Origin of the sequence: Thiomicrorhabdus sediminis (assembly GCF_005885815.1) — a bacterium.
Classification (GTDB): Bacteria; Pseudomonadota; Gammaproteobacteria; order Thiomicrospirales; family Thiomicrospiraceae; genus Thiomicrorhabdus; species Thiomicrorhabdus sediminis.
Map to the genome: position 1 here is coordinate 1,682,013 of NZ_CP040602.1, position 12,516 is coordinate 1,694,528.

The 12,516-nt window shown below is 44.5% G+C and carries 14 protein-coding genes; 5 read left to right on the forward strand and 9 right to left on the reverse strand.

Features of this window, described 5'->3' with window-relative positions; genetic code table 11:
- Positions 1-172 precede the first annotated feature (172 nt).
- Together folK and pcnB are read right to left on the reverse strand one after the other, a co-directional pair.
- Positions 173-655 carry a 2-amino-4-hydroxy-6-hydroxymethyldihydropteridine diphosphokinase gene (gene folK, locus FE785_RS07670; RefSeq protein ID WP_138565192.1) on the reverse strand — a complete coding sequence of 161 codons (483 nt, stop codon included), beginning with the start codon at positions 653-655 and terminating at the stop codon, positions 173-175.
- A gap of 16 nt (positions 656-671) precedes the next feature.
- Positions 672-2,111 carry a polynucleotide adenylyltransferase PcnB gene (gene pcnB / locus FE785_RS07675; RefSeq protein ID WP_138565193.1) on the reverse strand — a complete coding sequence of 480 codons (1,440 nt, stop codon included), beginning with the start codon at positions 2,109-2,111 and terminating at the stop codon, positions 672-674.
- A 351-nt stretch (positions 2,112-2,462) separates the two neighbouring features.
- Here pcnB and FE785_RS07680 point away from each other — a divergent pair, with 351 nt between their 5' ends.
- Complete coding sequence (locus FE785_RS07680) at positions 2,463-2,921, forward strand: methyltransferase family protein (RefSeq protein ID WP_138565194.1); 459 nt, start codon at positions 2,463-2,465, stop codon at positions 2,919-2,921.
- Between the two features lie 189 nt (positions 2,922-3,110).
- Positions 3,111-4,121, forward strand: a complete 1,011-nt coding sequence (gene trpS, locus FE785_RS07685) for a tryptophan--tRNA ligase (protein ID WP_138565195.1) — start codon at positions 3,111-3,113, stop codon at positions 4,119-4,121.
- A 96-nt stretch (positions 4,122-4,217) separates the two neighbouring features.
- Here trpS and FE785_RS07690 read toward each other — a convergent pair whose 3' ends face one another.
- Together FE785_RS07690 and FE785_RS07695 are read right to left on the reverse strand one after the other, a co-directional pair.
- Complete coding sequence (locus FE785_RS07690; RefSeq protein WP_138565196.1) at positions 4,218-5,072, reverse strand: amidohydrolase family protein; 855 nt, start codon at positions 5,070-5,072, stop codon at positions 4,218-4,220.
- Between the two features lie 85 nt (positions 5,073-5,157).
- Positions 5,158-6,744: a SulP family inorganic anion transporter gene (locus tag FE785_RS07695; protein ID WP_138565197.1), complete on the reverse strand. Its 1,587-nt coding sequence runs from the start codon at positions 6,742-6,744 to the stop codon at positions 5,158-5,160.
- A 123-nt stretch (positions 6,745-6,867) separates the two neighbouring features.
- Between FE785_RS07695 and FE785_RS10955 the strand changes: the two genes are divergently transcribed.
- Together FE785_RS10955 and FE785_RS07700 are read left to right on the forward strand one after the other, a co-directional pair.
- On the forward strand, positions 6,868-6,993 hold the full coding sequence (locus FE785_RS10955) for a hypothetical protein (RefSeq protein WP_275115341.1): 126 nt from the start codon (positions 6,868-6,870) through the stop codon (positions 6,991-6,993).
- A 120-nt stretch (positions 6,994-7,113) separates the two neighbouring features.
- Positions 7,114-7,977, forward strand: coding sequence for a GGDEF domain-containing protein (locus FE785_RS07700; protein WP_138565198.1), 864 nt, complete (start codon positions 7,114-7,116; stop codon positions 7,975-7,977).
- A gap of 67 nt (positions 7,978-8,044) precedes the next feature.
- Here FE785_RS07700 and ppnP read toward each other — a convergent pair whose 3' ends face one another.
- The 5 genes from ppnP to aroC form a co-directional block, all read right to left on the reverse strand.
- Complete coding sequence (ppnP, locus tag FE785_RS07705) at positions 8,045-8,362, reverse strand: pyrimidine/purine nucleoside phosphorylase (protein ID WP_138565199.1); 318 nt, start codon at positions 8,360-8,362, stop codon at positions 8,045-8,047.
- An 86-nt stretch (positions 8,363-8,448) separates the two neighbouring features.
- Positions 8,449-8,952, reverse strand: coding sequence for a DUF2721 domain-containing protein (locus FE785_RS07710; RefSeq protein WP_138565200.1), 504 nt, complete (start codon positions 8,950-8,952; stop codon positions 8,449-8,451).
- A gap of 17 nt (positions 8,953-8,969) precedes the next feature.
- Complete coding sequence (gene gloA / locus FE785_RS07715) at positions 8,970-9,365, reverse strand: lactoylglutathione lyase (protein WP_138565201.1); 396 nt, start codon at positions 9,363-9,365, stop codon at positions 8,970-8,972.
- 111 nt (positions 9,366-9,476) lie between these two features.
- A complete protein-coding gene (locus FE785_RS07720; protein WP_138565202.1) occupies positions 9,477-10,622 on the reverse strand; it encodes an MFS transporter in 1,146 nt (381 codons plus the stop codon).
- A gap of 99 nt (positions 10,623-10,721) precedes the next feature.
- On the reverse strand, positions 10,722-11,822 hold the full coding sequence (gene aroC / locus FE785_RS07725) for a chorismate synthase (protein WP_138565203.1): 1,101 nt from the start codon (positions 11,820-11,822) through the stop codon (positions 10,722-10,724).
- A gap of 121 nt (positions 11,823-11,943) precedes the next feature.
- Between aroC and FE785_RS07730 the strand changes: the two genes are divergently transcribed.
- Positions 11,944-12,369: an acyl-CoA thioesterase gene (locus tag FE785_RS07730; protein WP_138565204.1), complete on the forward strand. Its 426-nt coding sequence runs from the start codon at positions 11,944-11,946 to the stop codon at positions 12,367-12,369.
- The last annotated feature ends 147 nt before the right edge of the window (positions 12,370-12,516 follow it).

Below are 12,516 nucleotides of genomic sequence, written 5' to 3' on the forward strand. Positions count from 1 at the left end.
AGTTGGCGACAAAAGCGTCCTATCAATGTTCGGATAAAACAGTGGTAATTGAACTTTTCTCTAAAACTTTAGGGGTATTAAGTTATTAAGATTTCAGCGTTTTAATCTGCGGTATTATAGAGGTTTTAGACGGCTTTGACAGGCTATCTGAATGGTATTGCTGGCTATTTGATTAAATGGTGATCAGATAAGAAGTCGTCAGCTTATCAATCAACGCCGTTAGGCCACCTTTATTAGGAATCCGCACATCCTTATCAATTTCAGCCAAGGGTATTAGGACAAAATCGCGTTCTGTCATATAAGGATGCGGAATCACTAATTGATCGGTTTGCATAACCAGATCATCATAAAGCAGAATATCCAGATCAATACAGCGCTCACCCCAGTGACGTTTTTTCACCCTGCCGTGCTGCTGCTCGATGGATTGCAAAGCTTCCAGTAGTTGCTGCGGACTCAATTCGGTGCCAATCAGGCAAACCGCATTGACAAAGTCCGGCTGATCTTGCGGGCCTTGTGGCTTGGAAGCATAAAAAGAGGAGTTCGCCAATAAATCACAGCCCGGCAATTGAGCAATCTCATCCAACGCCTGTTGCAACTGCAACTTGGGGTTGTCCAAATTACTGCCCAAGCCGATATAACTATAATGTCTGCTCATGCCGCTAAAACCAGCGTTAGGAAGTTTTCTTATCGGCCGTCTGACTGCGCTTGCGATAGAAATTGCGATTGCGACGTACACGACGTTTATTACGTTTAGGCTTATCCACCGCATTGGCAAATGCGACCTGCTCTACCGGGTCTTTTTCCTGATAGGTTGTCCACCAGTCAAAGATTTCCGCCATATCGGTTTCCCCGGCAGCGACACGTACCCCAAGGAAATCATAAGCCGCTCTGAATCTCGGGTGTTCATTGAGTTTCTGTGCCCGCTCACCATGACGTTTCGGCAAACGGTATTGAAGGTTCCAGATATCACGAATCTGTGCGGTAAAACGTTTCGGAATTGCGGTACGGTGAACCTGCTGCTCAATCACATCATTGGCCGCGGCATAAAGCGCATCCTGATGAGTGAAACCTTCATCCATAAAATACTGTTTACGTTCCAGCATCGGATACCAAAGCATGGCGGCGAACAGGAATGACGGGTTGACCGTTTTACCTTGGCGAATACGTGCATCGGTACTTTTCAGCGCTTCGATCACCATCATACGAGGAAAATCATCTTGCTGGACCGACAAGGCCTGCTCGGTAAGCGGAAACAGGTGCTCAAACAGGTGATAATGGCGCAGCTTCTCAAAAACCTGAATGGCAACACCGCTATGGAACAGTTTCAACACCTCTTCAAACATGCGCGCATTAGAGACATCTCGCAAGCTCGGGGCTAATTTCTTGATTGGTTTTTCCGTATGTTTTTCAATACTAAAACCCAACTTGGCGGCAAAGCGAATTGCACGTATCAAACGTACCGGATCTTCCTGATAACGGGTAACCGGATCACCAATCAAACGCAACTGACCTTTTTTAATATCTTTCAAACCACCGGCATAATCGATAATAGAGAAGTCTTTGATATTGTAATACAGCGCATTAACGGTAAAGTCACGACGCCAAACATCTTCATCGATACTGCCGTAAACATTATCTCGAAGTAGTCTACCGCTATCGTCTACTTGACGTGCTGGCCCACTGACACGACCCTTATGACCAAAACGATCTTTACGACCATCGCCATCACCTTGACCGCGGAAAGTAGCCACCTCGATCACCATGCGACCAAAACGCACATGCGCAAGTCTAAAACGACGACCAATCAGACGACAACGCTGTTTAAAAACAGATTTAACCTGATCGGGTTCGGCATTGGTCACCACATCGAAATCTTTCGGCTCCAGTCCTAATAACAGATCTCGCACACAGCCACCTACCAAATAACTGTCGTATTTGGCTCGCTTTAAACCATAAAGTACGTCTAATGCAGATTTATCAATTTGTTGTCGGGAAATCTTATGTTTTTTGCGGGGAACAATGACGGGTTCGGTGTTTTTCCATTTGGCCGCACCTGAAGGTGCTTTGTTACGACTAAAGAAGTCGCTAATTTTACGAATGATTCGTTGCATAGATTCGCTACAGTTGTATGTCGATACGGTAATACTCAACCTCGGTTGCGTTTACTTTTATTTCAGTAAACAATCAAAGCGTTTGATGAAGCCAACTTCAAAAAACTGCCTATGTAACAAAGGCCAAATTAAGTTAAAACATTATAATTTCTTCATTTTAGCGTCTTTTGCCAAGACTGCAATGAATTGCCATCAATTAAACATTTTTTTGCCTACTTTAGCCTCAATATGACTACTTTTGGTTTAAAGATTAAGGTTTAATAAGTTTTCAATAGAATAGATAATTGCAATTAAAAATAGTTAAAAGTTGCCAGTATCAAGCCTAGCGCTGTCAAAAGGATTACAAAGCTTATGCAAAAATCTTCTCATAACTTAAAGCACCCATGGTTTTCTTACGCCTTAGTCATCGCTCAATTCACCTTAATCGCGCTCTTGCTATTAGCCCTGCCACTGAGTTTTGCCTGGCCGGTATTGGCTATTCAAGCCGTTGCATTACTGCTCGCTTTAAGCGCTTTTTGGGCAATGAGCCTGCATAACTTCAATATTATCCCTGATCCTAAAAAAGGAGCCTTATTGGTTAAACACGGCCCCTATCGCTGGATTCGTCATCCCATGTACAGCTCGATCATTATTTTTTTCCTGCCTTTGGTGATGCTCGACTTTACCGGTATCAACCTGATTCTGTTTGCCAATTTGATGATAGTGCTGCTAATTAAATTGCACTATGAGGAGTGGCTTCTGGAGCAGGTATTTAATAACTATCCCGACTATCAATTACAGACTAAAAAGCTGTTTCCTTGGATTTATTGAAAACCAAGAACCCCGTCCCGCATAAACGCCTTAAATCGGCTGTGAAAAACTAGTTATTCACAGCAGAAAATGCGAAAATAGCCGCCATCCGACTTTTAAGGGGTTGCGCCAGTTAGCATCTTTTTGCTTGGGCACAAATAACAGCTCCCCTAATTTCACTTAATAACGACGATTCAAAACGGTTAACGCATGACAACAAACAAGCCTACGCTACTAAGCGGCATTCAGCCATCCGGAGATTTAATGATTGGAAACTATATTGGTTCCATTAAGAACTGGGTGAAAATGCAGGATGACTACAACTGTCTATTTTCTTTGGTAAACATGCACGCCATTACCGTGGAACAAGATCCTAAAGAATTACATAAACGCAGCTTGGATTTTGTTGCCCTGTATTTGGCCTCCGGTATTGATCCGGATAAAAGTACCGTATTTATCCAATCACACGTTCCAGAACATGCGGAACTGGCTTGGATTTTAAACTGTTCAACCTACATGGGTGAACTGAACCGTATGACTCAATTCAAGGACAAGTCGCAAAAGCACGCACAAAACATCAATGTCGGTTTATTCGACTATCCGGTGCTGATGGCTGCTGATATTCTGCTCTACCAGGCTGAAAGCGTTCCGGTGGGCGCCGACCAAAAACAGCACCTTGAACTGACTCGCGACTTGGCAACACGTTATAACAACCGTTTTGAACGTGAAATCTTCAAGGTGCCTGAGCCGTTTATTCCACCGACCACATCCGGCGGTCGTATCATGAGCCTACAGGATCCGACCTCGAAGATGTCCAAATCGGATGAAAACAAAGGCAACTTCATTGGCCTGTTGGACGATCCTAAGACCATTATCAAGAAGTTTAAGAAAGCGACTACGGATTCCGGTTCCGACATTATCTATGATCTGGAAAACAAACCGGGCGTGTCCAACCTGATTACAATCTATTCGGTAATCAGCGGACTGAGCATTAGTGAAGTGGAGAAACATTTTGAAGGCAAGATGTATGGCCACCTTAAAGTTGAACTGGGTGAATTGGTTGCCGAATACCTTGATCCGATTCAACAGCGTTTCTATGAAATCCGCAATGACGAGACCCTGTTGAAAGGCATTCTTGCCAAGGGTGCCTTAAACGCGAGAGAGCAAGCCCAGAAAACCTTGCGTGACGTCCATGAAGCGATCGGTTTTGTTTTACCCTAATCGATCCAAGACTTATTAAGCCCGACAAGACTTAATAAAAAACCAGCCTCAATCAAAACGGCTGGTTTTTTTATTTCTACAATAAGCCAATCCACATTATTGATCCCCCTCTTTAAATAAACGGTAAGCGTTATCGTAGGCCAGCTTATTGGCCACTTCCGGCGGTAAATCATCAAGCCAATCATTAATATCACTAACGACCTGATCAAATGTCTGCCAGCGGTTGACGCTAAAGGTATCGACCGCAATCATAAACCGATCCTGGTAATCGATAAACAATTGCTGCCACGCTTCTGAAAGTTTGCCATTGGCTAACAACTGCTTATCTCTTACCGAGGTATCTATGTAAAGATTGTTTGGGTGTCGCTGTAAAACCTCTCGCAGATAATCCGGATCGGGCTGCGTACCCAAATGCGCCCATAAAACGGTAACATTCGGAGCCAAAGCGAACACTTCATCTAGGATTTCCGCATCACCGTGAATCTGCATAAACAGGCTCTGCTCTGCGGCGATTTCAACCAAACCTTTAAGCACCGGTGATTTGCGGTCCTTGGCAAAGATATGGATTTCTCCGATGCCGCGATAAAAGCCCTTCTCTAGGTTTTGTTTAACTTCCTCAAGAACATTCAGGTTATGCATCCAGTCACGTTTATCACTTAGTGAATGGTAAACCCCTAAAAACGGGATAATTCTGTTCGGACTATAACGATAGAGTTTTTCCGTACCGGAGTTAGGCGTACTCGAAATCAGCGCATATTTGACTCGATTTCGATCAAAGATCTGCATAACCTGCTGCTCACTGAAATGCGCCACATCTTCGTGACCGTAGTGCAAATGGCTATCAAACAATTCGCGTTTATTTTCTGCCCCAGCCGAATTTAACCAGAACGCCAAAACCAGCATAGAATAAGAAACTCGCTTAAGCGACCGGCTCTTATTTGAATAATGCATTATCTTTCTCCAATTTTTCCAACTAGCATTTAGCGTTTTTTTTGCAAAAAAAAAAGCACCGCTCAACGGTGCTTTTAATAGAAGACTAAACGTCTTTTTTACCACTCATCGAGACATGATAATGAGGGTCTTCCGAGACATTCACTTCAATTAGCTGACGTGCATCCTCTAATAACAGCTGACATTCCGGACTTAGATGCTGTAATACCAATTTTTTACCGGCCGCCAAATATTTTTTGGTCAGATTATCAATCGCTTCAACCCCGGTATGGTCGTAAACCCTCGAATGCTTAAAGTCGATCTTAACGCACTCCGGATCATTTTTAGGATCAAAACTATCGATAAAATTCTTCGCCGAGGCAAAGAACAGGGGGCCTTGCACTTTATAGACCTTAACCGTTTTACCGTCAATCTCTTCAATTGATTCTTGCAACATAATACGTTGCGCATGCTGCCAGGCAAACACCAATGCCGACACGATAACCCCGGCAATCACCGCTACGGCCAAATCAAACATAACCGTCAATACTGTGACCAGAACCATAACAAAAGCATCGGCCTTGCTCATTCCACGCATAATATTCCAGCTCGACCAGTTAAAAGTGGCAATCACCACAAAGAACATCAAGCCGACTAAAGCACCGATTGGCACCATCTCAATCCAAGACGAGGCGATCAATACAATCACCAATAAACCCAACGCGGCGGTGACACCAGATAAACGACCTGTTCCACCCGAGTTAACATTGATCATTGACTGACCAATCAAGGCACAACCACCCATGGTTCCAAAAGTCCCGGCGGTACAGTTCGCCGCACCCAAGGCGATACACTCTTGATTGGCCTTGCCACGTGTTTCAGTAATATCATCAATCAAGGTCATGGTTAATAGGGATTCAACCGAGCCGATAATCGTTAAGATAATGGCATAGGGCAACACAATCCAAAGCGTCTGCAAAGACCAGAAACCTTCCGGCAAGGTGGTAAACCAACTCAAACCTTGAAAACCACCTTCTACACCGTCACCAAAGATTAGAGATTCCAAAGTACCGGATACCGCCGCTCTATCGCCCACTGTAACCGCATTGATATCAAAACCTACCACCACTAAAGACACCAATACAATTGCTGCCAGTGCCGATGGTACTGCTTTGGTTAAGCGCGGTAACAGATAGATGATCGCCAAGGTCGCCGCAATAATCATTAACATGATATTCAAGCTGTTGCCAGTCAACCAAGCACCGGAAGAGTCTTTAAACTGGGTAAACTGCGCCACCAAAATGATCAAGGCCAGACCATTAACAAAGCCGAGCATTACCGAGCTAGGCACCATGCGGATAAAACGCCCCCACTTCATAATGCCGATAAATATCTGCAAAGCCCCCATCATAATAACGGCAAGGAACAAATAAGATGCGCCGTGCTCCATAACAAGGTGCATCATAACCACCGCTAAAGAACCGGCCGCCGCGGTGATCATTCCTGGACGCCCCCCAAATATGGCTGTAATCATACCGACGATAATCGCCGCATAGAGACCAACCAATGGATGAACCCCCGCAACAAAGGCAAAAGCGACCGCTTCCGGGACGAGTGCTAAAGCTACAGTGATACCGGATAGGGTATCGTTTTTATAACTGCGCCAATCAAATGGCTGAGATGCTTGGTTCATTCCAACTCCATATTCATTCTAAACTGCTGCAAATTCTAACAAAAACAGCATTAAGATTGTGCTTATTCGTGTTTATCAACCGGGCTTGTTACAATATTATTCATCGAACCTGAGAACTGACTTATGTGGATTGATTATCTTGGCGAAATTGCCATGCTATTTTTTGTATTGCTAATCGCCTTACATCTGGGCGTGCATTTTTGGTTTAAATGGCAAAAAAAGCGTAAACAGCGTGACAATCATGACTAAGCCATTAGTTTAATAAGGTTTTTGTGGATATTTTGTAGATTTATCCGTAAAATTATCAACCAGAAAAAAAACTAATCACCCTATCAGAATTTAAATAAACGGATCAATATAGGACACACCTTGCCAGATTCCACTTTTTACACTCAAGCCACCGTTTTGGTTTACGGCCTCCTCATTGCGATGTGGCTCTATATTGTGCTTTTCTATATTCTGCAATATAAAAAACGTACTAAAACCAATAAAGCCCTTACCTTATTGCTCATCATCCTCGGTATTGATGCCTTCCGAAGCCTGTTTGAAAGCAGTTACTTCGGTGTCTGGTATCTGTCCATTGCCGGCTGGCTCGATATGGATGTCTACACCCTTTTAATGGAACCGCAAAACGTTATCATTCCAAAGTTTGTTAACCTGCTGTCTACCTCGCTGGTAATTTTCTTTTTACATAAATATCTGCAGCGCGAGCGTTATAACTACCTTAATGCAATCAGTGACCCCTTAACCAAAGTCTACAATCGCCATTATTTTCATGAGGTGTTATTCAATCAACGCAAGCCGATCAGCAAAGACAAACAACTCAGCTATATGTTGATCGATATTGACGACTTCAAAACGATCAACGATGAATGCGGTCATGATGCCGGAGACAAAACCTTGATTGCAGTGGCCCATACGATAAAGTCACAACTAAGAAGTGAAGATCTGGTCGTACGCTGGGGGGGAGAGGAATTTCTTGTCGCCTTACCCGGAATGGATGTGCTGACTGCGAACAAATACGCCGAAAATATCAGACTCGCCGTGGAAAAAATCAAAGCATGTGATTCTAAAATGCCAATAACCATCACCTCATCGGTGATTGAAGTACAAGACGCGATCGCAGATCAAGAGCTATTTGAAAAGGCATTTAAAATCTTGGATAAGACACTTTACCAAGCTAAACAGCAGGGTAAAAACACGGTAAAGATTGCGACTTTCGGTGATGCTTGAACGACCTCTGGAGAGAGGTTGTTCAAACACTGTAAAGTAATTTCTAGCTAATAGTTAATGACTCATATTAAGCCGGAATATAGCTACAGCAGTAATCTGCGATCTCTTTTACCTTAATACCAAACTTAGAATTGGCAGGCACATCGAAACTGCTCCCATTAGGAATGGCGCGCCATTCAGTTTCGCCTGGCAACAATACCTCAACATCACCGGACAGCATTTCCATATTCTCAGCCATCTCAGTACCGAACTCATAATCACCCGGCATCATAATACCCAGTGTTTTACGCGAACCATCGGCAAACAAAACCGTACGGCTGGTAACCTTTCCATCAAAATACACCGATGCTTCTTTAAGCACGGTTACATTTTCAAATTTAGACATGATATTTCCTTTCTTTCACAGTGCCTAACAGCGTAAAACCAATGTCACTGTGCCCACTGGTTTTAAATCAAAAATAAACCTAAGCGCTAATCGGAACTGATCTGCGCGCTCATTTTGCCATGGCGTTTATGCATAAAATAAGTCGCCATAAAAATCTCCCGCAAAAACAACGTTAAACCCAGCATAAAGCTGAGCATAGCACTGATAAATAAAGCCGCTATGAGATCAGCGCTATTAAAATCAAAAAACGCGCTGGCAAAAAGAGTCATAATCACCGCCGCAACCAACAACCCTGTAGTGGTGCAAAACAAAATGGCGCGATTCATATTACGCGCCCTTCTTTCCAAATAGCGGCGCTGCAGCAAAAGATCTTGAGTTTGCGTATCACTAATCGAAATCGAATGATCGCCGCTCATATCGCCGGCCAGAATCAATTTAGAATTAATCTTTTCAATACGATCGGTAATTCGAGCAAGACGCTGCGAAAACGCACCCAGAATAGCACCGACACCGGCAATCAAAAATACCGGCGCTACCGCCAATTGGATAAGCGCGGAAACACTATCAACATCTGCCGCTTGATTAATCACTCTTTATTGCTCCAAACTTAACCGCGCTGATGGTCGGCACCGATAAACTCTATCTGATAACCATCCGGATCTTCGGCAAAAGCGATAATGGTGGTACCGGCGTTCATTGGGCCGGCTTCACGAATGATCTTGCCGCCATTTTCTTTTACCGCATCGGCAGCTTTGTAGACATCGTCGACTTCAACCGCAATATGACCATACCCTTCACCTAAGTCATAACTTTGTACACCCCAGTTGTAAGTCAATTCCAACACCGTGTTTTCTTCTTCATTGCCATAACCCAAAAACGCTAAGGTAAACTCGCCTTGCGGATACTCTTTTTGGCGCAGTAGCTGCATTCCCATAACCTTGGTATAAAACTCAATTGATTTTTCCAGATTACCGACACGTAACATTGTATGTAGCAAACGCATAATGACTCCTTAGCAAATCGTCTTTTAGTCTAAAAATTTCGTTATTTTATAAAAAAATGAATAACAGATATTTTGCCAGATTAAGCCATTAATCTGCGGATTTTTTCATGCTTATCGCAGCCAGCGCCAGGCGATCAAGGCCGAGAAAAAAACCGCTATCGCACTGATACTGTAGGCAAGTTCGGCACCGCCAAAACTCCAGGCGTAACCTGCGATAAACATACCGACTGCACCGCCTAAACCATGACTGCTGGCAGCATAAAGCGCTTGACCGCGGCCATGGGTCCGGCCGGTAAAAAATTCATCTACCAGATAAATCGCCGCCGCATGCAACAAACCGAAACTGAAGGCGTGCAGCAATTGTGCCATGACCAATACCAGCAGCTCATCGGCAACAAAGCCGATTGCCAGCCAACGAATGATCGTCAAGCCAATACCTAATAGAATCAAAGATTTCACGGCAAACTTTTTAAACAACGGCGCCATCCAGAAAAAAATACCGATTTCCGCCAGAACCCCTAAAGCCCAAAGCCAGGCAATCAATTCCTTGTCATAGCCCAGCTCGGACAACTGGATGGTATAAAAGGTGTAATAGACACCATGAGAAAACTGTACCAAAAAGCTGACCGCCAAAATCCCGAGGACTTCGGGGCGTTTCAACACCTTGAAAAAGCGTTGATCGAGCTGCTCTTCATGATGCGCCTTGCGCTCTCTGAATAAAAAGCCGCTTAACCAAACCAGCAACAGCAACAGCACGATATCGAACGGCACGACATCGATATCCACGCGTTCGATTTGCCAACCGACCAAGAGCGCCGAAACAATAAAACCGACCGACCCCCAAAGACGCAACAGCCCGTAACGATGTTTATTTTCCGCCAAACACCCCAGCGTATAGGATTCAAATTGCGGCAAGGAGGCATGCCAAAAAAAACTAAAGCCAAGCACGGTCAATAACACCGCCCAATAACTTTCCACAACCAATAACAGGCTCGCAATGCTAAAACTCATAAAAGTAGCCAAGCGCACCCAGAAAATAACACGACCGCTGCGGTCCGCCAACCAGCCCCAAATATTCGGCGCAATCACCTTGGTGATCAACATGGTCGCCAGAACATGGCCGATCTGTACCGGAGTAAAATCAAGCGATCTCAAATATAAGGCAAAGTAAGGCAAGAGAATGCCCAAGACGGCGAAATAGAAAAAATAGTGAATCGACAACCGTTTATAGGCGTTTTGATAAGTACAATCTTTCACCTTGGCTCCCGTAGATGCATCGAACCGGTGGACATGGCTGTCAGCAAGACGTTTGGACTGAAACCCTTAAGGTTTCAGCCTTGTCAATCTTGAATGGCGTTATAGTCCCGCGCTGGCAAGATCCATAATCGGCGCCTCAACATCGCCGTTTTGTGCGCGGTTGCGCATAAAATGATCCAACAACACAATCGCCATCTGCGCTTCGGCAATCGGGGTGGCGCGAATGCCGACACAAGGATCGTGACGCCCCTTGGTCACCATCTCAATGGCTTCACCGGAGGTATTGATACTTTTACCCGGAGTCATAATGCTTGAGGTCGGCTTCAAGGCGATATGGGCAACAATATCCTGCCCGGTTGAAATACCCCCTAAAATGCCGCCGGCATGGTTGGACATAAACCCTTGCGGGCTCATTTCATCACGATGATCCGTGCCGCGTTGCGCCGCGACGGCAAAGCCATCACCGATCTCCACACCTTTTACCGCGTTAATGCTCATTAAAGCGTGCGCCAAATCGGCATCCAAACGATCAAAAATCGGCTCACCCAAACCTACCGGAACGTTTTTCGCAATAATGGATATCTTCGCCCCGACAGAATCTTTTTGTTTGAGCAAGTTATCCATATACTGGCGAATCTCTTCACGTTTGGCTTCATCCGGACAGAAGTATTCATTATCGTTATCAAACGGCCAACTGACATTTTCAACCGTAATCGGCCCCAATTGAGACAGATACCCTTTGATCTCGACACCCAAACGCTCTTTCAGGTATTTTTTGGCAATTGCGCCGGCAGCCACTCGCATTGCGGTTTCACGTGCCGATGAACGCCCGCCACCGCGATAATCTCTAAAACCATACTTTTGTGTATAGGTGTAATCGGCGTGCGCCGGACGGAAAGTCTCGGCAACCTTTGAATAATCTTTGGATCGCTGGTCGGTGTTATGAATAATCATACCGATAGGCGTACCGGTGGTCTTACCTTCAAACACACCCGACAGGATTTGCACCTTATCGTCTTCACGACGTGCGGTCGCATGCTTTGAGGTGCCCGGCTTACGTCGATCCAATTCAAGCTGAATATCTTCTTCGCATAACTCCAAGCCTGGAGGACAACCATCCACAATACATCCCAAGGCAATTCCGTGGCTTTCGCCAAAAGTGGTCACTCTAAAGTTTTGTCCTAAAGTATTCCCAGACATAAATATTCATCTCGATAATTCGTTTATAATCGCTGTATTCTACTAGATTCAGGCGAAATTGCCTACAAAACAAGGTCATTCCCTGAGTCGTTTTCGCTTTCAATCCAAACCGGTAAACGCTATGAACTGGCAGCATGCAAAACCTTTTATCATCGAACACAAAGTCAATGCCGATGAAATCGATCATCTCAATCATGTCAACAATAAGGTCTACCTGCAATGGATGGAACATATCTCTTGGCAACATAGTCTGGCGGTGGGAATCGACTTTGATCTGATGCAGCAGCTGGGCAAGGTTATGGTCATAGCCCAGCATGAGATGAATTTCCGCGCCGGTTGTTATTTAGATGATGAATTATTGATCGGTTCCTGGGTAGAAGCGCCCAGTAGCGCCAAAAAACGTATGCGCTACTATCAAATCATTCGTAACAGCGACCAGAAAACCGTTTTCACCGGTCATACCCTATGGGTTTGCATGGATTTGGAAACACATAAATCCTGCCCTATTCCCAAGGAATTTATCGATGCCTATCAAGAGCAGTATTAAGCCAAGCAAAGCTCCCTGTTTAGCGATCCCCCCTATCGTCACGCATATATAAGTGTTTATTAATGAATTTGGTATTTAGCTCAAACTGTAATAGCATTTACAGCGTCTTGAAGGAATTTCCAGAACCTCTTAAATCCCTTTTAATTC

Excerpts from the sequence above, each read along its gene's own strand:
- folK (WP_138565192.1), bottom strand. The coding sequence starts at position 655 with ATGAGCAGACATTATAGTTATATCGGCTTGGGCAGTAATTTGGACAAC.
- pcnB (WP_138565193.1), bottom strand. The coding sequence starts at position 2,111 with ATGCAACGAATCATTCGTAAAATTAGCGACTTCTTTAGTCGTAACAAA.
- FE785_RS07680 (WP_138565194.1), top strand. The coding sequence starts at position 2,463 with ATGCAAAAATCTTCTCATAACTTAAAGCACCCATGGTTTTCTTACGCC.
- trpS (WP_138565195.1), top strand. The coding sequence starts at position 3,111 with ATGACAACAAACAAGCCTACGCTACTAAGCGGCATTCAGCCATCCGGA.
- FE785_RS07690 (WP_138565196.1), bottom strand. The coding sequence starts at position 5,072 with ATGCATTATTCAAATAAGAGCCGGTCGCTTAAGCGAGTTTCTTATTCT.
- FE785_RS07695 (WP_138565197.1), bottom strand. The coding sequence starts at position 6,744 with ATGAACCAAGCATCTCAGCCATTTGATTGGCGCAGTTATAAAAACGAT.
- FE785_RS10955 (WP_275115341.1), top strand. The coding sequence starts at position 6,868 with ATGTGGATTGATTATCTTGGCGAAATTGCCATGCTATTTTTTGTATTG.
- ppnP (WP_138565199.1), bottom strand. The coding sequence starts at position 8,362 with ATGTCTAAATTTGAAAATGTAACCGTGCTTAAAGAAGCATCGGTGTAT.
- gloA (WP_138565201.1), bottom strand. The coding sequence starts at position 9,365 with ATGCGTTTGCTACATACAATGTTACGTGTCGGTAATCTGGAAAAATCA.
- aroC (WP_138565203.1), bottom strand. The coding sequence starts at position 11,822 with ATGTCTGGGAATACTTTAGGACAAAACTTTAGAGTGACCACTTTTGGC.
- FE785_RS07730 (WP_138565204.1), top strand. The coding sequence starts at position 11,944 with ATGAACTGGCAGCATGCAAAACCTTTTATCATCGAACACAAAGTCAAT.